Origin of the sequence: Streptomyces sp. NPDC058307 (assembly GCF_042880295.1) — a bacterium.
Lineage (GTDB): Bacteria > Actinomycetota > Actinomycetes > Streptomycetales > Streptomycetaceae > Streptomyces.
Window position 1 is genome coordinate 107,581 of the sequence record NZ_JBHVYZ010000003.1, and the last position, 20,372, is coordinate 127,952.

The window sequence follows — 20,372 nt, forward strand, 5'->3', positions numbered from 1 at the left end:
GGGCTAGCGGGGGCGCAGGTCGACGATCCGGCGGATCTTTCCGACGGACCGCTCCAGGGACTCCGGTTCGACGATCTCGACGCCGACCGACACCCCGATGCCGTCCTTGACGGCCGCCGCGATGGCCCGGGCGGCGGCGTCGCGGGCCTCGGGTGTGGCGCCGGGCCGGGACTCCGCGCGCACGGTGAGGGCGTCCAGGCGGCCCTCGCGGGTGAGCCGGAGCTGGAAGTGGGGCGCGACGCCAGGGGTGCGCAGGACGATCTCCTCGATCTGTGTGGGGAAGAGGTTCACCCCGCGCAGGATCACCATGTCGTCGCTGCGGCCGGTGACCTTCTCCATACGCCGGAACACCCGGGCCGTGCCCGGCAGCAGCCGGGTCAGATCCCGGGTCCGGTACCGGACGACGGGCATGGCCTCCTTGGTGAGCGAGGTGAACACCAGCTCGCCCCTCTCACCGTCCGGCAGGACCTCACCGGTGATCGGGTCGACGATCTCGGGGAAGAAGTGGTCCTCCCACACATGGAGCCCGTCCTTGGTCTCCACGCACTCCTGCGCGACGCCCGGGCCGATCACCTCGGACAGCCCGTATATGTCCACGGCGTCGATCGCGAAGCGTTCCTCGATCTCCCGGCGCATCTCCTCGGTCCAGGGTTCGGCACCGAAGACGCCCACCCGCAGGGAGGTGCTCCGCGGATCGACGCCCTGCCGCTCGAACTCGTCGAGCAGCGTGAGCATGTACGACGGGGTCACCATGATGACCCGGGGTTCCAGGTCCTGGATGAGCTGGACCTGGCGAGCCGTCATGCCGCCGGACGCGGGGACGACCGTACAGCCGAGCCGCTCGGCGCCGTAGTGTGCGCCCAGCCCGCCGGTGAACAGACCGTAGCCGTACGCCACATGCACCACGTCCCCGGGGCGCGCGCCGGCCGCCCGGAGGGAACGCGCCACCATGTCGGCCCACAGGGAGAGGTCGTTCTCGGTGTAGCCGACGACCGTGGGGCGTCCGGTGGTGCCGCTGGAGGCATGGATGCGGCGCACATGGTCCCGGGGCACGGCGAACATCCCGTACGGGTAGTTCTCCCGCAGGTCGGCCTTGGTGGTGAACGGGAACCTGGCCAGATCGGTCAGGGACCGGCAGTCGTCCGGCCGGACACCGGCCCGGTCGAAGGACGCCCGGTAGAACGGCACATGCTCGTACGCGTGCCGCAGCGACGCCCGCAACCGCTCCAGCTGCAACGCCCGCAACGCCCCGGCATCCAGCCGTTCCCCCGAGTCCAGCAGCTCCGCCGCGTCCGCCATCGGAACGCCCCTTCCGCCAACCCCATCATTACGGACGACCGATCATTCGGTCGAGGTGCTGGGATCAGTAATCCAGGCGATCAGCGCCGAGGCAAGGGTTCCGCTCGCACATCAAGGGCGAAGCCCACCGCACAATGGGACCGTGGACCTGCGACCAGAACTGCTTCCCGCCGCGGTACCGGAATCGCGCCTGCGGGAGCTGTGCCGTGAGATCGAGCGGATCGAGGGCTTCCTGGAGGGCGGCGAGCGGGCGGCAGCGGAAACGGCCATCGCCGCGTTCAACGAGGCCACGGGGCACGCATACGAGGCGTACGACTTCCTCGCGTACGCCGGGTCGCGGAGCGTGGAGGAGTTCGCCCTGGAGGCGGCGCGGCCCGCGCACCCACGCGTGCCCGGCATCACCCGGGACGAACTCGCCGAGATTGTCCGCAGGAGCCGTGCGGGCGGGCCGGACCAGGACTACTACCTGCTGCTCTTCGAGACCAACGTGATGTGTCCGGGGGCGTCGCAGCTGGTCCACCATCCTCCCGCGGACCTTGCGGACGCCTCCGCCGAGCGGATCGCCGACCTGGCCCTGGCGTACCGCCCCGTCGCCCTGTGAGGGAAGCCGGCGTTCTGCCCTGGGCAGAGCAGGTCTGCCAACGGCCGCCCAGCGGATACGTTCGCCGGCATGGACATCGTCAAGGCGAACGGCGTCAGCCTCGCGTACCGGTCCTGGGGGCCCGAGTGCGCGCCGCCGGTGCTGCTGTTGCACTGCCGGGGCGCGGATGGCGGGGACTGGGCCGAGATCGCCGAGCGCCTTGCCGCGGGGGTGTGCCCGCGGCGGGTGTACGCGCCCGATCTGCGGGGTCACGGGCGGAGCGACTGGCCCGGAGAGCTGCCGGGAGCGTACGCGTATGAGGCGATGCGCGACGACATGCTCGGCTTCCTGACCGCGCTCGGTGTCGACCGTGCCGACGTCGTGGGCCACTCACTGGGCGGAATCGTCGCCTACCTCCTCGCGCAGCACGCGCCCGGTGTCGTACGACGGCTGGTCCTGGAGGACGTACCCGCGCCGATCCCCCTCGACCCGCCTCGACCGTCCACCCCCGACCCGGACGCCGATCCGCCCTTCGACCGGGCCATGCTGCGGGCCACCGACGCCCAGCGCAACCACCCCGACCCCCTGTGGTGGGACCACATGGAGCGGATCACCATGCCCACGCTGCTCATCGCGGGCGGCGCAGGCAGTCCGATTCCGCAGGAGCAGGTCGCCCTGCTGGCCTCGGCGATCCCCGGCGCCCGGCTGGTGACCGTCGGCGGCGGTCATCTGGTGCACGAGGCCAGGCCGGAGGAGTTCCTGGCCGCTGTCGTGCCCTTCCTGGACGCGCCGCCGTCGGACATCACTTCGCGAACGCCGTCATGAAGCGGTCGCGGAACTTGTCCATGCCCCACTCGGGTGCGTTGTCGGCGGGCTTGAGGCCGTCCGTCCAGTGCCAGTCGGCGACTCGGTCGAGCACCTTCGGGTCCTTGGCCACGATCGTGACCGGCACGTCCCTGCTGGTGGATCCCTTGGTGACGGTCGGTACGGGCTGGTGGTCGCCGAGGAAGACCAGGACCGTGTTCTTGTCGCCGTAGCGCTGCATCCACTGGGTCAGGCTGTCCACGGAGTACTGGATGGCCTTGCGGTACTCGGTGCGCACCCGCTCCTGGCTCTTCCAGACCTCCGTCGGGTTCGTGCCCTCCTTCTTGATCTGCTCGAAGACCGTGCCGTCGCCGAGGTCGTTCCAGCCGATCGTGTGGGCGATCGGCGACCAGGGGTTGTGACTGGAGGCCAGGATGATCTCCGCCATGATCGGGTCACGGTTCTTCTTGCCGTGCTCCAGCTTCTGGAAGGCCTCCAGGCTGAACTGGTCCGGCACCGGCGTCCAGCTGAAGTAGGGGCCCTTGTAGCCGAGGTGCGTGGAGTCGTAGATGTGGTCGAGGCCGAAGTACTTGCCCTCGGGCCAGGACTTGCGCACCCCCGGCACGATGCCGACCGTGCGCCAGTCGCCGGTCTTCTGGAAGTAACTGGTGAGCGTGGCGCGCTTACTGGAGGTGAGGTTCAGGTACCGCTGCTGGTTCTTGACCCACAGGCCGGACAGGAACGTCGAGTGGGCCATCCAGCTGCCGGCGCCCGTCACGGGGGACGTCAGCCAGCCGCTGCGGGAGGCGAAGCCCGCCGCCTTGAGTGTCGCGTCGCCCTTCTTGAGCGTCGCGTCCATCTCCGGTGCCATCGCCGGGTCGTCGATCGCAACCCGGCCGTAGCTCTCGATGAACGTGAACAGGACGTCCTTGCCGCGCAGCCCGGTCAGGAGCTGGTCGGGAGGGGTCGCGGCGAAGGCGTCGACGGCGGACTGCTTCTCGAAGACCTTCGCGTCGCCCAGTCCGTTGCGCACCTGCTGCACCCGGTTGGCGACGAACCCGGTGTAGCCCTTGGTGGCGAAGGCGACCCCGCCGAACTGCACACCGAGGTTGAAGCAGGTGACCCACACGGTTCCGAGGACGAGTGTGGTGACAACCGCCCGGGGGCGGTGCCGGGACATGACATTCGTCAACCGCACCACCGCGAGCGTGCACAGCACGAGGACCGCGATGAACAGGATGATCACCCCGGCGATCGCGAGCACCTCGCCCGTGCGCCCGAACGACTCCCGGAGCCAGTCCGTCGCGTTGCCCAGCATGATCCAGTCGAAGACCAGGTCGAACGGCCGGGCCATGGTCTGGCGGAACCCCATGTCCATGAGCTTCACGAGGGTGAGCAGCCCGATGAAGGCCCCGAAGAACACCGCCGCGATCCGGCGGACCTTCGAGGGGAGCACCAACAGGACGGTCGCGAGGACGATCAACTCGACGGGGAACCGCAGGAACGCCTGGAGGTCCATGCGGTCGAGCCGGGCGGGGGAGAGCAGCACGACCAGCAACAGAAGCCCGGCCAGCACGCTCGTCCCCACGGACACCCCACGGGCCGTACGGGGGTAGCGGCGGCGCCAGCCGAACCAGCCGGGGCGCGGGGACTCGCCGGCCTCGGGGGTGTCGGCGGCCTGAGTGGTCTCAGCGGCCTCGGTGCTCTCGGCCGTACCTCTCTCGGCCGTCCCGGTCTCCTCTGCGGCCTCCTCCGTCACCTCTTCCCCCGTCGCACCCCCACCATCCGCGTCCGCCTCGTCCCGAGCGGTGTCCGGCAGTTGACGAGAGCGCGTGAAGAGCGACACCCGGTGGTCCTTCCGTGCGGTCTTGCTATGGCGTGCGGTCCTGCCACGACGGCATGACGAACAGGGCCCGCTGGCCGGGCCTGCCATCACCAGTACGTTCGCACGTCACGTTCTGTTCAGTCGCACGGGGCCCGGACCGGAGCGTCACCCGTCCGTGGCCGCCACCGCGACCTTCTGTGCCCACCGGTAGTCCGCCTTGCCGCTCGGCGACCGGCGGATGGACTCCGCGATCACCAGCTGGCGCGGCACCTTGTACCCCGCGAGCCGCGACCGGCAGTGTGTCTGCAGATCGTCCAGGGACATCCGCACCGCCCCCCGGCGCAGCTGCACGACGGCGGCCACGTGGTGCCCCCACCTCACGTCCGGCACCCCGGCCACGAGTGCGTCGTACACATCGGGATGCGCCTTGAGGGCCTGCTCGACCTCCTCCGGGTACACCTTCTCGCCGCCCGTGTTGATGCACTGCGAGCCCCGCCCGAGGACGGTGACGACCCCCTCCTCGTCGACGGTGGCCATGTCGCCGAGCAGCACCCACCGCTCGCCGTCCTTCTCGAAGAAGGTCTCGGCGGTTTTCCGCGGGTCGTTGTAGTAGCCGAGGGGCACATGGCCGCACTGTGCGACCCGGCCGACCTCACCCACGGGCACCGGCTCGCGCGTGGCCGGATCGACCACCTGGGTACGGGAGTTGACCCGGACCCGGAAGCCGCGCTCGGGACCGGAGTCCTCCGTCGCCGTCCCGTTGAAACCGGATTCGGAGGAGCCGAAGTTGTTGAGCAGTACGGCGTTCGGCACGAGCGCCCGGAACTGCCGGCTCACCGTGTCCGACATGATCGCGCCCGACGAGGACACGCTGAACACCGACGACATGTCGGTGCCCTTCATCGGACCCTCCAGCGCGTCGATGAGCGGCCGCAGCATCGCGTCGCCCACCAGCGACATGGCGCTGACTTTCTCCCGCTCGACGGTCCGCAGCACTTCCTCGGGCACGAACTTGCGGTGCAGGACGACCCGTTGGCCGAAGTTGAAGCCGATGAGGGTGGTCAGCGTAGAGGTGCCGTGCATCAGCGGCGGCGTGGGGAAGAAGGTGATCCCCGCCCCGCCCGCCGCGACCCGCTCGGCGAGCTCCTCGGGCCGCTCGACCGGCTCCCCGGTCGGTGCGCCCCCGCCCAGCCCCGAGAAGAACAGGTCCTCCTGACGCCACATCACCCCTTTGGGCATCCCCGTGGTCCCGCCGGTGTAGATGATGAACTGGTCGTCGCCCGAACGCGCCGGAAACCCGCGCCCGGGCGCCCCGGAAGCCTCGGCGTCCGCGAAGTCCACCGCCGGCAGCGCGCTCGGCCCCGCCTCCCCGACCCGTATCAGGTGCCGCAGCCGTTCCGCGTGCGGCAGCGCGGCCGCCACCCGGTCGGTGAACTCGGTGTCGAAGACGAGCCCCACCAGATCCGCGTCCCGGTAGAGGTAGACCAACTCTTCTTCCACATACCGGTAGTTGACGTTGACCGGGACGATCCGCGCCTTCAGGCAGCCCAGCAGTGCCTGTACGTACTCCACCCCGTTGTAGAGGTGCAGCCCGACGTGCTCACCGGCCCGTACTCCGCTGTCGAGCAGGTGGTGGCCGATCCGATCGGCCGCGGCGTCCAGTTCCGCGTACGTCAGCCGGCGCTCCCCGCCCGTACCGGGAATGTCGATGTACGTGAGCGCCTCACGGTCCGGCACCACGTCGACGACCGACTCGAACAGGTCGGCAAGGTTGTACTCCACCGTTCCTCCTGAACTGGTCCCGGCCTGGCTCTGTGACGGTTCGCCGGTCATCAGAGCAAAGGGCGGCGTGACTGTGAAGGGCTCGCGCGAATAAATCTGACTGTCTGTCAGAAAACCCTTGAAGTGCATCGGCGCCTCCTGCAACCTGTTCTCGTTCTGCAGAGGGGAGACGGTCGATGGGTGGGACGGAACACCTCGACATCCAGCGCGAGGGCGCCACACTGGTGCTCACGCTCAACAGGCCCGAGGCGAAGAACGCGCTCTCGTTGCCGATGCTGGTCGGCCTGTACGACGGCTGGCTGGAGGCGGACGCGGACGACTCGATCCGCTCGGTGGTCTTCACCGGCGCGGGCGACTCGTTCTGCGCCGGCATGGACCTCAAGGCCCTGGCGGGCAAGAGCTCCGGCGGCGAGCAGTACCGGGAGCGGCTGACCGCCGACCCGGACCTGCACTGGAAGGCGATGCTGCGCCACCACCGCCCCCGCAAACCGGTGATCGCGGCCGTCGAGGGCTACTGCGTGGCGGGCGGCACGGAGATGCTCCAGGGCACCGACATCCGGGTCGCCGGCGAGTCGGCGACCTTCGGCCTCTTCGAGGTCAGGCGCGGCCTGTTCCCGATCGGCGGCTCAACGGTCCGGCTGCAACGCCAGATCCCGCGCACGCACGCGCTGGAGATGCTGCTCACGGGACGCCCGTACACCGCACGCGAGGCCGCAGACATCGGCCTGATCGGACATGTCGTCCCGGACGGCACCGCTCTCGCCAAGGCCCTGGAGATCGCCGAACTGATCAACGCCTGCGGCCCGTTGGCCGTCGAGGCGGTGAAGGCCTCGGTCTACGAGACGGCCGGGATGACCGAGACGGAGGGCCTCGCCGCCGAACTGAAGCGCGGCTGGCCGATCTTCGACACGGCCGACGCGAAGGAGGGTGCGCGCGCCTTCGCGGAGAAGCGCCCGCCCGCCTACCGGCGCGAGTAGGCGACTTCGTCGCAAGGGCGTCGGACACTGCGGGCCGTCGGTGGCTGGTCGCGCAGTTCCCCGCGCCCCTGGGGCGTTGGACCCGCCGAGCCTGCCAAGCCACCGTCCGCCCACCCGCGCGCGTCCGTCCTCGAAGGAGGCACGCTCTCGATGCCCGACGTACTCAAAGCCCCCCTGGTCGTCGAATTCCCCTTCACCCGCTCTCTCAGCCCCGTCCAGAGCGCCTTCCTGACCGGTCTGCGAGAACGCGTGATCCTCGGTGTGAAGACCCGCGACGGCCGCACCCTGGTCCCGCCCGTCGAGTACGACCCCGTCACCGCCGAGGAGATCAGCGAGCTCGTCCACGTCGGTCTCACCGGGACCGTCACCACCTGGGCGTGGAATCACGAACCGCGCCGCGGTCAGCCGTTGGACACGCCCTTCGCCTGGGTCCTGGTGAAGCTCGACGGCGCCGACACCGCCCTGCTGCACGCCCTGGACGCCCCCGGCCCCGACGCCGTCCGCACCGGTATGCGCGTCCGCGTCCGGTGGGCCGAGGAACGCACCGGCGCCATCACCGACATCGCCTGCTTCGAGCCGTACGACGGAGACGACTCCGAAGTCGCCGTCCACGCGGGCGAGTTCGAGGACCCGGTCCACGGCATCGTCGCCGAGGCCCGCCTCGACTACACCTACTCACCGGGCCGCGCCCAGACCGCCTACATCAACGCCCTCGCGGAACGCCGGGCCGTCGGCGAGCGCTGCCCGTCCTGCAGCAAGGTGTACGTCCCGCCCAGGGGTGCCTGCCCCACATGTGGTGTCGCCACAGCGGAACAGGTGGAAGTGGGGCCTGCCGGCACAGTGACCACCTTCTGCATCGTCAACATCAAGGCGAAGAACCTCGACATCGAAGTGCCGTACGTCTACGCCCACATCGCCCTCGACGGCGCCGACCTCGCGCTGCACGGCCGGATCGGCGGCATCCCGTACGACCAGGTGCGCATGGGTCTGAGGGTCGAGCCGGTGTGGACCGAGGGCGGCCGCTACCCGGACCACTACCGGCCCACCGGTGAACCCGACGCGGACTACGAGATGTACAAGGAGCTGCTGTGACGCGTGACATCGCGATCGTCGCCTTCGCCCAGTCCGACACCCTGCGCTCCACCGAGGAAGTCTCCGAGGTGGAGATGCTCATGCCGGTCCTGCACGACGTCGTCGCGCAGACCGGTCTGAAGACCGCCGACATCGGCTTCACCTGCTCGGGTTCCTGCGACTACCTCGCGGGACGCGCCTTCTCCTTCACCCTCGCCCTCGACGGGGTGGGCGCCTGGCCGCCCATCTCCGAGTCGCACGTCGAGACGGACGGGGCGTGGGCGCTGTACGAGGCGTGGACCAAGCTGCTGTCCGGGGACGCCGACACCGCGCTGGTGTACTCCTACGGCAAGTCCTCGCCCGGCTCCCTGCGCGACGTGCTCACCCGGCAGCTGGACCCCTACTACGTCGCCCCCCTGTGGCCCGACTCCGTCGCCCTCGCCGCCCTCCAGGCCCAGGCACTCATCGACGCGGGCGACACGGACGAGCGTGAACTGGCGACGATCGGCGCCCGCAGCCGCGCCACCGACAACCCGCGCGCACAGCTCAAGGGCCCTGTGCCGCAGGGGGACTACCTCGTACGTCCGCTCCGCACCGGGGACTGCCCGCCCATCGGTGACGGTGCCGCGGCCGTGGTTCTCGCGGCGGGGGAGCGGGCCAGGGACCTGTGTGAGCGCCCCGCCTGGATCCGCGGCATCGACCACCGCATCGAGGCGCACTCGCTCGGCGTCCGCGACCTGACCGACTCGCCCTCCACCCGCCTGGCCGCCGAGCGCGCCGGGGCCTTCGAACGGCCCGTGGACACCGCCGAGCTGCACGCGCCGTTCACCTCGCAGGAGGTCGTCCTGCGCAAGGCCCTGCGACTCGACGACTCCACGCGGATCAACCCGTCCGGCGGCGCCCTCGCCGCCAACCCGATGATGGCCGCCGGCCTCGCCCGCATCGGCGAGGCCGCCGCCCGTGTCCACCGGGGCGAGTCCGACCGCGCCCTCGCCCACGCCACCTCCGGGCCCTGTCTCCAGCAGAACCTGGTCGCCGTACTCGAAGGGGATCCCCGATGAGCAAGGAGCCCGTGGCCGTCGTAGGCATCGGCCAGACCAAGCACGTCGCGGCCCGCCGGGACGTGTCGATCGCCGGGCTCGTCCGGGAGGCGGCCCGACGGGCGCTCGACGACGCCGAGCTGACCTGGGCCGACATCGACGCCGTGGTGATCGGCAAGGCGCCCGACTTCTTCGAGGGCGTCATGATGCCGGAGCTGTACCTGGCCGACGCGCTCGGCGCGGTGGGCAAGCCGATGCTGCGGGTGCACACCGCGGGCAGCGTCGGCGGCTCCACGGCCCTGGTCGCGGCGAACCTGGTGGCGGCGAGGGTGCACGCCACCGTCCTGACCCTCGCCTTCGAGAAGCAGTCCGAGTCCAACGCCATGTGGGGCCTGTCCCTGCCGATCCCCTTCCAGCAGCCCCTGCTGGCCGGAGCGGGCGGCTTCTTCGCACCGCACGTGCGCGCGTACATGCGGCGCACCGGCGCGCCCGACACGGTCGGCTCCCTGGTGGCGTACAAGGACCGCCGCAACGCGCTCAAGAACCCGTACGCGCATCTGCACGAGCACGACATCACCCTGGAGAAGGTCCAGGCCTCGCCCATGCTCTGGGACCCGATCCGCTACTCGGAGACCTGCCCCTCCTCGGACGGCGCCTGCGCCATGGTGCTCACCGACCGGGCGGGAGCCGCCCGCGCGCCCCGGCCCCCAGCCTGGATGCTGGGCGGCGCCATGCGCAGCGAGCCGACGCTGTTCGCGGGCAAGGACGCCGTGTCGCCGCAGGCCGGCAAGGACTGCGCGGCCGACGTGTACCGGCAGGCCGGGATCGCCGACCCGCGCCGGGACATCGACGCCGTCGAGATGTACGTGCCGTTCTCCTGGTACGAGCCCATGTGGCTGGAGAACCTCGGCTTCGCCGACGAGGGCGAGGGCTGGAAGCTCACCGAGGCCGGGGTCACCGAACTGGACGGGGATCTGCCCGTCAACATGTCGGGCGGAGTGCTGTCGACCAATCCGATCGGCGCCTCCGGCATGATCCGCTTCGCCGAGGCCGCCCTCCAGGCGCGCGGACAGGCCGGGGAACACCAGGTGGAGGGCGCCCGCAAGGTGCTCGGGCACGCCTACGGCGGCGGATCCCAGTTCTTCTCCATGTGGCTCGTGGGGTCCGAGCCCCCTGATGCGTGAATCGACTCCCGAAAGGTCCCCCTCACGTGGCCTGTCGGCGGTCCGGGTGGATCGCTAGGCTGGCCGCGGACGACGCAATCGGGAGGAGCACGGACGTGGCCGAGACCACCATCCAGCAGCAGCGGCTCATGGGCTGGGAGAAGCCGGAGCTGGACCTGAGCAACGCCGATTGGCACTCGAGCAGCCGCGGTCTGGGGGATGTCCAGATCGCCTTCGTCGAGGGGTTCATCGCGATGCGCAACAGCGGCCGCCCGCAGAGCCCTTCCTTGATCTTCACCCCCGCGGAGTGGGGCGCGTTCGTGTCAGGGGCGCGGGAAGGAGAGTTCGACCTCACCTGAGGGTGAGCACAGAGGGGGGACGTGGACCGACGGGTCGATCCGCTGCCGACGGAGTACCTCGGTGTCGGGGGCGCGCCTGGTGCCGTACTGCCCGAACCGGGCGCCACGGGCCAGGTCCTGGTGCTCGGCTCCCCGGGCCGGGGCGGCTTCGCCGGCCTCTTGCTCGGCTCCAGCGGCACGGGCGCCGCCCGCGACGCCGAGTGCCCTGTGGTCGTGGTGCCCCGTCCCGGGAGCGAGGTCGACGGCGGGGCGCCCGCCCGGGCCGGTCCCGCGTGTGGGGCCGGCCCCGCCTTCTGCAAGCCGCGAGCCCGGTGGCGGCGGCCGCAGTCGCAGCCCGCGTTTATGGGTGCAGTGGCATCTATTCCGTCGACGAGATGACCCTCGCCGCGGTATGTGACCTGCGGGCCGCCGTCCGCGCCCTGTTCGCCCACGCCGTACGCCCCGACGCGCCCAGCCCCGCCGACGCGGCACGCCTCCTGCCGGTGCCCGAGGCCGTCGCCCGCCTCAACGCGGCCGCCGCCCGCACTCCGACCGTCCCCGTGCTGCACTGGGCCGACGACGCCGGACCCGTCGTACACCGGCAGCCGTCGTCTCGGGGGCCGACCTCCGGCCGTACTCGCGCAGGCCGCGATCGCGTTTCTCTCCGGAGCCGACCGGCGGCGGCTGCGCGCCTGCCATGCCCCGCGGTGCGTGCGGTACCTCCTGAAGGATCATCCGCGGCAGGAGTGGTGCGGGCCGTCCTGCGGCAACCGCGCCCGGGTGGCACGGCATCATGAGCGTCATCGGAAGCAAGGGGAGGGTCGTGACGTCGAAGGTGGCCCGGCGGCGGTTCGAGAAGGCCAGGCGGCTGCGGGCGTTCCGGGAGACGCGGCGCAAGGAGCGATGGAAAGAGCGGGGTGAGCGGTTCCGTTCGGTCCTGGCCGTCCTGACGTTCCTCGCGTTCGGCGTGGTGCTGACCGGATACTGCGGTCTGATGCTCGCGGGTGCCGTGGGACTGTCCGGTACCTCGGGACGGCTGCACGTCGACTCGTGCGCGGTGGTGCGGACGGAAAGAAACAAGCCGACCACCGAATGCCATGGCCAACTGCTTTCGCCCGCCGGCCGGTTGGTCGACGCCGACGCGGTCATCGAGGCCGACGCCCGTATCGGAGCCACGATCCCCGTACGCGACCAGCCGCTGACCGGGCTCGAAACGCTCGGTTTCAGGGCGATCGCCGGCTGGGCGACCCTGACGGTGATGGGGCTCGCGGTCCTCGACTTCGGGATGGTCACGCTGTTCACGCTGTGCGGCTGGGAAGCCGCCGCAACAGCCGGATCGCGCTCCGGCGTCACGCTCGCCGCGGGTGTCGGCGTCGGCGGCCTTGTCTACCTCCTCGCCGTGCTGTACGAACACGCCCTCTAGCCACGGCCCGGTCAGATCCCTCGCGAGCCGGAACGCACAGCACAGGCCCACGAACGGTGAGTGATCCCGCACGGGAGTGCGGGAAAGTCCGCCCCGGCCCCGACGCACCTGCGCCCGCAAGACCACGTGACTGCCCATTACCATGGGCCCATGTCGTTCCTCCGTCGCCGCAGCGCAACCCCCGCCGGTCCAGACTTCGACGTCCTGGCCATGGACCCGGGCGACTGGCCCGGCAACCTCGGCGCGGGGCTCCTGCCCGCTCCCGACGGCACCTGCCAGGGCGTCTTCCTGCGCTACGACCTCTTCGGCGGGCGCGGCCCCGCGATGATCATCGGGAACCTCCCCGAGGGCTCCCCGGCCCGCGAGGTCCCCGAAGGGCAGGTTCCCTTCGAGGTGGCGCAGCTGCTGCTCGCGCTGGAGAACGACGAGGAGGTGACCGTCACCGACACCGAGGACATGCCGGTGATGCAGGGCGACAACCTCCTGATCGTGCGCCGCCTCAAGCTCTCCGAGAGCCGGATCTCCTGCGTCCAGTTCGACCGCAGCGACAACGTCCAGGTGACCATCGCCGCCTGGGACCGTCCGATCACGGACGACCTGTACGCCCTCCTCAAGCCCCTGCCGGCGGAGCTCTTCCAGCAGGGCTGACTCTGCTTGCAGTGGGGGGCACCGTCCCGGACGGTGTCCCCCGCCCGTTCCCGCTAGCGCCGCACCGAGGGCTTCACGTCGACGTCCGCCGCCCGCACGAACTCCACCCGGTGGCCGTACTGGATCTCGTAGTACAGGTCCTTGCCGACCACGACCTTGTGCGAGTCCGTCGTGAAGGTGACCGCGTAGTAGTACTCCCCGGGCACCCTGTCACCGACCACGTACGTCTGCCCCTTGAGCACCTTGTACGGCAGTGGCGACACCGCCTGCGCGGGCACCCCTGTCGGATAGGCGGAGGCCTCGGGGTAGGCGCGGCCGTACACCGGGACGCTGTCGAGGCCCTCCTTCGGGGTCACCACGAGGCCGGCGGCGCTGACCGCGGTCGGGCTGCTCGCGGGGTTCTTGAACCAGGCCTTCTGGCCCAGGTACCAGATCGCCGTCCAGTCGCCGTCGTGCCCGGCGACCGCGTACTGCTGACCGGTCGAGACCCGTGACGACAGGTCGTTGACGTCGGTCGTCGGGGCCCTGCCGCCCAGACCGATGTCCGTGACGAGAGCGGAGCTCTCGTCGGGCGCCGAGTAGAGCCGCACCTCGCTCGAACCGTGGGACGCGCAGGGCTCGCCCTTGGTGACGCAGCCCGTGTACCGCGGCTGGTTGGTGGCGTAGTCCGGCCGGATCGTCACCAGGCCGCCCCGCTGGGGAGCGGTTGCCCTGAACGGGTGGCCCAGCAGCTCGAAGTAGTGCCGCCAGTCCCAGTACGGGCCGGGGTCGGTGTGCATGCCCGCGACGGTCGAGGTCGTCGGGCCGGGCACGTTGTCGTGGCCGAGGATGTGCTGCCGGTCCAGCGGGATGCCGTACTTCGCGGAGAGGTACTTCACCAGTCGCGCCGAGGAGCGGTACATCGCCTCCGTGTACCAGGCGTCCGGATTCGCCAGGAAGCCCTCGTGCTCGAGACCGATCGACTTGGCGTTGATGTACCAGTTGCCCGCGTGCCAGGCCACGTCCTTCGCCTTCACATGCTGGGCGATGTGACCGTCGGTCGAGCGCAGGGTGTAGTTCCACGACACATAGGTCGGGTCCTGCACCAGGTTGAGGACGCCCTCCCAGGTGCCCTCGGTGTCATGGACGACGATGTACCTGATGCTCTGCGAGGCCGGGCGGTCGCCCAGGTCGTGGTTGCCGTAGTCGTTGTCCCCGAACTCCTCGTACGGGGCCGGGATCCACTCGCAGGACACCGTCTTCGGGCACTCGGTGCTTCCCGCCCTGGGCTTCCTGAGGCCCGCACGGGCCAGCTGCGCGGTGTCCGGGGCGAGCTTCGGGCGGGCGGCCAGGGCGACCTGCTGGCCGGCGTCCGTGGTGCGCTCCTCGCCGGTGCGCAGCACGTCGAAGACATCGTTCGCGTACGCCGCCGCGGTCGCGCTGTCGTCCGCGCCGGAGAAGCGGGCCACCGCGCCGTACCAGTCGGCCGGGTCCTGGCTCAGCGGTTCGCCCAGGCCCTGCTGGGCGGCGGCCAGCAGCGCGGCACCGCCGGCGACGTTCGCCGCGGGGTCGGTGCGCAGGTCCTCGGCGCTCAGGCCGGTCAGCTCGGCGGCCTTCGGCAGGGTTTCGAGGCGGGCGGGGAGCTCGGCGGGCTCAGGGATCTTCGTCTCGGGCAGCAGGGCGGCGCGGGCGCTGTCGCCGCGCGCGTCCTCGGTGCCCTCGCTGTGGTGCGGTGCCGAGGCGAGCGCGGTGTGGGCGTCGGTCAGGTGCATGGGACCGTAGCCCCCGGTCACGCTCGGTGCGCCGGCGTGGGTGTCCCAGCGGGACTGGAGATACGAGACGCCCAGCAGGACGCTCTGCGGCACGTGGTACTCGGCGGCCGCCGCGGCGAAGGCCCGCTGGAGGCCGACCGCCGAGTCCTCGGCCGACGACTGGGCCGCGCCGAGCAGGGGCAGCAGCAGGGCTGTACCGGCCAGCGTGCCGAGCACCCTCCGGATGGCTCTGTTGGGGTCGGTGGCGGATCCTCGCAATGCAGCCTCCTGGGACGATCGAGCGCGATGAGCCGAGCGTGGCCGGGCGTGCGTCAGTGCTACCGGCTTGTCGACGATCCGTCAATCATGCCCAGAGGCAGGGGATTTCCCATGTCAATACGGGTTCACGGGAGTTTCGTGGCGGAGGCCTCGCGGGCCTGCGGGGCGTCAGTGGCCTACACCATTGACCGGCATCATTGACCGGGACCCGCGAAGACGCCCCGGACATACGACGGTCCGCGGCGCGCCGCTTCACAGCGCGCACCGCGGACCATCGTCCCCGTCAGCGAGTGCCGACCGCCGCGCGTACGGCCCGACGGGCCAGCTGGCAGTCGTCGTGCAGCCGCCTCAGCAGCAGCCGCTGTTCCTCGCCGGACGGCGCGGCACCGGGGTGGGCCGCGCCCGGTGCCGCCGGGGTCGCGTCGTGCATCGAACGCTGCACGGCCGTCTCGTAGGTACGGATCTCACGGGTCAGTACGAGCATCAGGTTCACCAGGAACGCGTCCCGCGAGGCGGGGCCCGCCGACTGGGCGATCTGGCTGATCTGACGGCGCGCCACCGGCGCGTCACCGAGGACCGACCACAGCGTCGCCAGGTCGTAGCCCGGCAGATACCAGCCCGCGTGCTCCCAGTCCACCAGCACTGGACCGGCCGGTGAGAGCAGGATGTTCGAGAGTAAAGCGTCGCCGTGGCAGAACTGGCCCATGCCCTGCCGGCCCGCCGAGTGCGCGATGCCGTGCAGCAGCTTCTGCAGGTCGCCCAGGTCCCGGTCGGTCAGCAGCCCCAGCTCGTGGTAGCGGGAGATGCGGGCCGCGTAGTCCAGCGGGGCGTCGAAGGTGCCCGCGGGCGGACGCCAGGCGTTGAGCCGGCAGACCGCGCCGAGCGCCGCCCTGATGTCCGCGCGGGGCGGGGCCTCCGCGGGATGCCGGTGCAGCGCCGCCACCCGGCCGGGCATCCGTTCGATGACCAGGGTGCAGTTGTCCGGGTCCGCCGCGATCAGCCGGGGGACCCGCACCGGGGGCCGGTGCCGGACGAAGGAACGGTATGCGGCTATTTCGTGCCGGATCCGCTCGGCCCATACGGGGGAGTGGTCGAGTAAACACTTGGCGACGGCCGTGCTGCGTCCCGTCGTACCGACCAGGAGCACGGAGCGTCCGCTGCGGCGCAGCACCTGCACCGGGGCGAACTCCGGGCAGATCCGGTGCACCGACGCGATCGCCGTGCGCAGCTGGGCGCCCTGGGGGCCGGACAAGTCGAGTCTCCCGCTGAGCGGTTGGGTGCCGAGCCCCGGAACGCGTCGTGCCCTGCCGGTACCCGGTACGGGGGCGGTCGGCCGCGCGGGGTCGAGGTAGGGGCCACCGCCCGCCGGGCGGAGATGCGGCGACCTGGGCGGGGCGGACACGGAGGACGATGCTGCGTACATGGGAGAGACAGATCCCTTCGTGTGCCTGCTGTGCCTGGAGAAGCAGTGCGCCGCCCGATCCGGACCACCGGGTGCACCCTGGGGAATGTCCCTGTGCGGTCCGGGTCGGGGTGGCGCGTTCCTACCTCAGCGCATATGCCCCGTGGCACACCATCTGGCGCACCATGGCGAACCCTGGCGAATAGTCCCGGAGCAACTGACCCGGGGCTACTGTCAACTCAGCCGAGAACCTGGGGGCTTGACGTGAGCGGACAACCCAACGCCCGACTTTCGGACCTGTTCGGCCTGGCCGGCTGGTCCAAGGGTGAACTCGCGAGGCTGGTCAACCGGCAGGCGGCGGCCATGGGCCATCCCCAGCTCTCGACCGACACCTCCCGGGTGCGGCGGTGGATCGACATGGGAGAGATCCCGCGCGATCCCGTGCCGCGGGTGCTGGCGGCTCTGTTCACCGAGCGTCTCGGCCGTGTCGTGACCATTGAGGACCTCGGTCTGGTCCGGCACGGGCGTACGGGAAAACGGCAGGGCGACGGGAGCGAGGAACATCCCGACGGCATGCCGTGGGCGCCCGACCGAACCGCCGCGGTCCTCACCGAATTCACGGGAATGGACCTCATGCTCAACCGACGCGGCTTGGTGGGCGCGGGTGCCGCGCTCACCGCGGGATCCGTACTCACCAGCGCCATGCACGACTGGCTGCACACCGATCCGGCCCTCACCGCCGATGCCCCCCACTTCGACGACCCCCTGCACGCCGACCCCGCCGGGTTCGACCGTTACGAGGCCGCCCCCATCGGGTCGCAGGAGATCGAGGAGCTGGAGCGCTCCGTCGAAGTGTTCCGGGCCTGGGACGCGGCCCGCGGCGGCGGCCTCCAGCGCAAGGCGGTCGTGGGCCAGCTCAACGAGGTGGGCGGCATGCTCGCCTACCGGCACCCCGACCATCTCCAGCGGCGCCTGTGGGGCGTCGCCGCCAACCTGGCCGTCCTCGCGGGCTGGATGTCCCACGACGTCGGCCTCGAACCCACCGCACAGAAGTACTTCGTCATCGCCGCCCATGCCGCGCGAGAGGGCGGTGACCGGCCCCGCGCCGGCGAGGCGCTCTCCCGGGCGGCCCGCCAGATGGTGCACCTGGGCCGGCCCGACGACGCGCTCGACCTGATGAAGCTCGCCCGGTCCGGCTCCGGCGAAGAGGTGCTGCCCCGCACACAGGCGATGCTCTACACCATCGAGGCCTGGGCACAGGCATCCATGGGCAAGGGCCAGGCCATGCGCCGCACCCTCGGACAGGCGGAGGACCTCTTCGTCTCCGACAAGAGCGACGTCCCGTCGCCGAGCTGGATGCAGACCTTCAAGGAGGAGGACCTGTACGGCATGCAGGCCCTGGCCTACCGCACCCTGGCCGAGCACGACCCGAGTGCGGCCGCGCACGCCCAGCACTACGCGGAGAAGGCCCTGGCCCTGCGGGTCGACGGACGTCAGCGGTCGAAGATCTTCGACTTCCTGTCGATGGCCTCGGCCTGCTTCATCGCGGACGACCCCGAACAGGCCGACCGGTACGCGCGGTTGGCGCTGGTGTCGATGGGCTCCAATTCCTCGCATCGCACCTGGGACCGGCTGCGTCAGATGTACCGGCTCACCGCCGAGTACTCCGGCTACCCGAAGATCAGCGAGCTGCGCGAGGAGATCAGGCTGGCGCTGCCGAAGCAGAAGGGAAGGGGTGGCAACAGCGCGCGGGCGTGAGGTTGTTATGAAGTCACCTTGGCGATGAGCACGCAGGCGTCGTCCTCGCGCTCGGCCTCGCCGAACTCCTCCATGACCGTCCGCACACAGTCCTGCGCGGTGCGCGCCCCGGCGAACCGGGGAGCGAGGTCCAGGAGTCGGTTCACGGCAGCCGCGTTGTCACGTCCGGGCACCAGTCCGTCCGTGTGCAGCAGGAGCAGGTCGCCCGGTTCGAGGGTCTCCTCGGCCTGCGCGTAGACGGCTCCGGAGGTCGCGCCGAGGAGCACGCCGTCGGGGGAGTCCAGCCTGCGCCCCGTCCCGCCCCGGAACAGCAGCGGGGCGGGGTGCCCGGCCTGCGCCCAGACCAGGGTGCGGGTTCCGGGGCGGTAGCGGCAGCAGACCGCGCTGCCGAGGGCCGGCTGCACGGTGGCGTCGAGCAGCTGGTTGAGCAGGGACATCAGCGGGCCGGGCTGGGTGCCCGCCATCGCCATGCCGCGCACGGCGCCGAGCAGGGTCGCCATGCCGGAGGCCACGGCCACGCCGTGCCCGGTGAGGTCACCGACGCTCAACAGCGTTTCCCCGTCGGCCAGTTCGAGCGCGTCATACCAGTCGCCGCCGATCAGGGCGCTGGACGACGAGGGCAGATAGTGGGCGGCCAGGTCCAGGGTCTCGGTGCCCCGGTGCGGGAGCCGCAGGGAGCCACGCCACGGCAGCAGCACGGCCTCCTGCAGCTCGACCGCGAGCCGGTGTTCGCTCTGCGCGCGCTGCCGGTGGCGTTGTAACGAGTCACGGGTCTCGCTCACCGCCCGTTCGCTGCGGCGCAGTTCGCTGACGTCCCGCAGTACCGCCCACATCGCGGCGGTGCTGCCGTCGGCGGCGAGCACGGGCTCGCCCATCATGTGGACGGTGCGCACCTCGCCGTCCGGCCGCACGACACGGAACTCGCCGTCTATGCGTTGGGCGTCGACCAGACAGTCCGTGACCATGACCGTGAGCCTCGGCCGGTCCTCGTCGAGCACCAGGGAAGGGAGCTCGTCGAGGGTGAGCGGGGGAGCGGTGCGGTCGCGGCCCAGGATCTCGTACAGCTCCCCGGACCAACTGGCCTCGTCCGTCAGCAGGTTCCACTCCGCGCTGCCGACCCGGCTGAGCAACGAGCCACGCCGGGGAGCGGGCGGCGCGGTTCGCGCCGGGGACGGTGCCGCGGGTGCCGACGGCACGGGCGGCGGGCCGTCCCGCAGTTGTGCCAAGTGCTCGTCCAGGTCGGTGAGTTGGTGCAGCGCGAGGTCGTACAGCGCGCGCTGCCAGCGCTCCTGGGGATCCGAATCGTCGCTCGGCGCGTCCCGTCGTACGGCGTCCACGTCGCCCTTGAGCCGCCGCGCCTGCGATATGAGCGCGTCGACCGAGCCGCGTCCGGGGGGCTGGGCGGCGGGGCGGTCCGCGGAGAGGTGGGACGACATGACGCACTCCGATGGGGGACGGTTTCGACCAAGGCGGGACGGAGGGACCGTTACGACTGTTGCACAGGCCGCGACGCGCTGTAAGGGATTTGGCAACACACGATACGGTGGTGCTTCTGGCATATGCCACAGTCTTCGCGGAGCGGTCGTACCGGACGTCTTGTCTACGCCGTTCGCTGCCCCAAGTCGTAGGTGGCGTACGTGACTTGACGGATCACCGGGGTGGTCGGCCGGGTACTCATTTATGTGTTCGACGGTCCTGTGTTCCAAAAAGTCTAGGCGACTCCGTGTGATCACACGCATGTGATGCAGGTCACAAAAATTCACCTACGTTCAGGCGTAATGCAAAGGGGGTCTGCGTGCTCCTAAGAACATGGACACGACCCTCGAGCAGCCCGCATGCGCCCGTCTGGTCACCGCGGAGAACCAGCAACTGCCCGTCCCCGCGACCCTGCGCTACGGCTCCACCGACCCGCTGGCGGTGTGCGTCGACTTCCCGCCCGAGGTCTCCCTGGACGGACAGGGGGTGACCTGGACTTTCGCCCGTGCCCTGCTGGCGGAGGGGTTGAGCGGGCCGGCCGGCGGCGGGGACGTGCACATCTGGCCGTGCGGCCGGGACATCACGGTCGTGGAGTTCCACTCGCCCTACGGCCTCGCCCTCCTCCAGTTCCCTACGCCCACCCTGCGCGGCTTCCTGCTGGGGACCTACGCGGTGGTCGGCGCCGGGCAGGAAGACCTCGACCAGGCCGTCGAGCGGGGGCTCGGCGAGCTCTTCGGGAGCGTGTGAGCCGTGCGGCGGACCAGAGGATCGCCCAGG

At 70.8% G+C, this 20,372-nt stretch carries 17 protein-coding genes and 2 pseudogenes; 13 read left to right on the forward strand and 6 right to left on the reverse strand.

The window, feature by feature from the left end; genetic code table 11:
* Window positions 1-3: 3 nt before the first annotated feature.
* Entirely contained in the window at window positions 4-1,299 is a 1,296-nt protein-coding gene (gene paaK / locus ACFVYN_RS03540) for a phenylacetate--CoA ligase PaaK (RefSeq protein WP_389991877.1), read from the reverse strand.
* A 142-nt stretch (window positions 1,300-1,441) separates the two neighbouring features.
* Between paaK and ACFVYN_RS03545 the strand changes: the two genes are divergently transcribed.
* Both ACFVYN_RS03545 and ACFVYN_RS03550 read left to right on the forward strand, forming a co-directional pair.
* Window positions 1,442-1,900: a hypothetical protein gene (locus ACFVYN_RS03545; RefSeq protein ID WP_389991879.1), complete on the forward strand. Its 459-nt coding sequence runs from the start codon at window positions 1,442-1,444 to the stop codon at window positions 1,898-1,900.
* Window positions 1,901-1,969: 69 nt separating this feature from the next.
* A complete protein-coding gene (locus tag ACFVYN_RS03550) occupies window positions 1,970-2,704 on the forward strand; it encodes an alpha/beta fold hydrolase (protein ID WP_389991882.1) in 735 nt (244 codons plus the stop codon).
* On the opposite strand, the gene ACFVYN_RS03555 is transcribed toward ACFVYN_RS03550, so the two are convergent.
* Both ACFVYN_RS03555 and ACFVYN_RS03560 read right to left on the reverse strand, forming a co-directional pair.
* Complete coding sequence (locus ACFVYN_RS03555; protein WP_389991884.1) at window positions 2,682-4,529, reverse strand: sulfatase; 1,848 nt, start codon at window positions 4,527-4,529, stop codon at window positions 2,682-2,684. The two genes, ACFVYN_RS03550 and ACFVYN_RS03555, sit on opposite strands and share 23 nt — an antisense overlap.
* Window positions 4,530-4,673: 144 nt before the next feature.
* Window positions 4,674-6,290 (reverse strand): acyl-CoA synthetase, encoded by a 1,617-nt coding sequence (locus ACFVYN_RS03560; RefSeq protein WP_389991886.1) that lies wholly within the window; start codon window positions 6,288-6,290, stop codon window positions 4,674-4,676.
* Between the two features lie 176 nt (window positions 6,291-6,466).
* On the opposite strand from ACFVYN_RS03560, the gene ACFVYN_RS03565 reads away from it, so the two are divergent.
* The 9 genes and pseudogenes from ACFVYN_RS03565 (at window position 6,467) to ACFVYN_RS03605 (ending at window position 12,950) form a co-directional block, all read left to right on the forward strand.
* Window positions 6,467-7,267, forward strand: coding sequence for a crotonase/enoyl-CoA hydratase family protein (locus tag ACFVYN_RS03565; RefSeq protein ID WP_389991889.1), 801 nt, complete (start codon window positions 6,467-6,469; stop codon window positions 7,265-7,267).
* 150 nt (window positions 7,268-7,417) lie between these two features.
* The gene (locus ACFVYN_RS03570; protein WP_389991891.1) at window positions 7,418-8,359 is read left to right on the forward strand and encodes a Zn-ribbon domain-containing OB-fold protein; all 942 of its coding nucleotides are present in this window, start codon (window positions 7,418-7,420) and stop codon (window positions 8,357-8,359) included.
* Complete coding sequence (locus tag ACFVYN_RS03575; RefSeq protein WP_389991894.1) at window positions 8,356-9,399, forward strand: thiolase domain-containing protein; 1,044 nt, start codon at window positions 8,356-8,358, stop codon at window positions 9,397-9,399. The genes ACFVYN_RS03570 and ACFVYN_RS03575 overlap by 4 nt, the downstream gene beginning before the upstream one ends.
* Entirely contained in the window at window positions 9,396-10,562 is a 1,167-nt protein-coding gene (locus ACFVYN_RS03580; protein WP_389991896.1) for a thiolase domain-containing protein, read from the forward strand. Before ACFVYN_RS03575 ends, ACFVYN_RS03580 begins: the two co-directional genes overlap by 4 nt.
* Window positions 10,563-10,657: 95 nt before the next feature.
* Window positions 10,658-10,900: a DUF397 domain-containing protein gene (locus ACFVYN_RS03585; protein ID WP_389991899.1), complete on the forward strand. Its 243-nt coding sequence runs from the start codon at window positions 10,658-10,660 to the stop codon at window positions 10,898-10,900.
* A 39-nt stretch (window positions 10,901-10,939) separates the two neighbouring features.
* Window positions 10,940-11,185, forward strand: a pseudogene (locus ACFVYN_RS03590) (universal stress protein); the annotation flags it as partial.
* A gap of 26 nt (window positions 11,186-11,211) precedes the next feature.
* A pseudogene (locus ACFVYN_RS03595) lies at window positions 11,212-11,695 on the forward strand (CGNR zinc finger domain-containing protein); the annotation flags it as partial.
* Window positions 11,696-11,702: 7 nt separating this feature from the next.
* On the forward strand, window positions 11,703-12,302 hold the full coding sequence (locus tag ACFVYN_RS03600; protein ID WP_389991901.1) for a hypothetical protein: 600 nt from the start codon (window positions 11,703-11,705) through the stop codon (window positions 12,300-12,302).
* A 150-nt stretch (window positions 12,303-12,452) separates the two neighbouring features.
* On the forward strand, window positions 12,453-12,950 hold the full coding sequence (locus tag ACFVYN_RS03605) for a hypothetical protein (protein ID WP_389991904.1): 498 nt from the start codon (window positions 12,453-12,455) through the stop codon (window positions 12,948-12,950).
* A 53-nt stretch (window positions 12,951-13,003) separates the two neighbouring features.
* Here the strand turns inward: ACFVYN_RS03605 and ACFVYN_RS03610 are convergent, their stop codons facing one another.
* On the reverse strand, window positions 13,004-14,959 hold the full coding sequence (locus tag ACFVYN_RS03610) for an N-acetylmuramoyl-L-alanine amidase (protein ID WP_389991907.1): 1,956 nt from the start codon (window positions 14,957-14,959) through the stop codon (window positions 13,004-13,006).
* Window positions 14,960-15,242: 283 nt separating this feature from the next.
* Window positions 15,243-16,382: an aminoglycoside phosphotransferase family protein gene (locus ACFVYN_RS03615; protein ID WP_389991909.1), complete on the reverse strand. Its 1,140-nt coding sequence runs from the start codon at window positions 16,380-16,382 to the stop codon at window positions 15,243-15,245.
* 243 nt (window positions 16,383-16,625) lie between these two features.
* Between ACFVYN_RS03615 and ACFVYN_RS03620 the strand changes: the two genes are divergently transcribed.
* Window positions 16,626-18,119: a hypothetical protein gene (locus tag ACFVYN_RS03620; RefSeq protein ID WP_389991912.1), complete on the forward strand. Its 1,494-nt coding sequence runs from the start codon at window positions 16,626-16,628 to the stop codon at window positions 18,117-18,119.
* A gap of 5 nt (window positions 18,120-18,124) precedes the next feature.
* Here the strand turns inward: ACFVYN_RS03620 and ACFVYN_RS03625 are convergent, their stop codons facing one another.
* On the reverse strand, window positions 18,125-19,555 hold the full coding sequence (locus tag ACFVYN_RS03625; protein WP_389991914.1) for a PP2C family protein-serine/threonine phosphatase: 1,431 nt from the start codon (window positions 19,553-19,555) through the stop codon (window positions 18,125-18,127).
* A gap of 373 nt (window positions 19,556-19,928) precedes the next feature.
* On the opposite strand from ACFVYN_RS03625, the gene ACFVYN_RS03630 reads away from it, so the two are divergent.
* Window positions 19,929-20,342 carry an SsgA family sporulation/cell division regulator gene (locus ACFVYN_RS03630; RefSeq protein WP_389991916.1) on the forward strand — a complete coding sequence of 138 codons (414 nt, stop codon included), beginning with the start codon at window positions 19,929-19,931 and terminating at the stop codon, window positions 20,340-20,342.
* Window positions 20,343-20,372 lie beyond the last annotated feature (30 nt).